Origin of the sequence: Enterobacter sp. 61D5 (assembly GCF_034107965.1) — a bacterium.
Taxonomy (GTDB): domain Bacteria; phylum Pseudomonadota; class Gammaproteobacteria; order Enterobacterales; family Enterobacteriaceae; genus Enterobacter; species Enterobacter cloacae_M.
On the sequence record NZ_JAWNFK010000055.1, the window covers coordinates 1 to 214 of the forward strand.

The window sequence follows — 214 nt, forward strand, 5'->3', positions numbered from 1 at the left end:
AACAACGGTACCACGACCGGAAATGGAGAATACGTCTTCGATTGGCAGCAGGAATGGCTTGTCAATCGCACGCTCTGGTTCTGGGATGTAAGAATCCAGGAAGCCAGCCAGTTCGATGATTTTCGCTTCCCACTCTGCGTCGCCTTCCAGCGCTTTCAGAGCAGAACCACGAACGATTGGAGTATCGTCGCCAGGGAAATCGTACTGAGACAGC

The 214-nt window shown here is 52.8% G+C and carries 1 pseudogene; it reads right to left on the minus strand.

Annotated features, from left to right (window positions below):
* Positions 1–214, minus strand: a pseudogene (tuf, locus tag UTM25_RS22690) (elongation factor Tu); the annotation flags it as partial.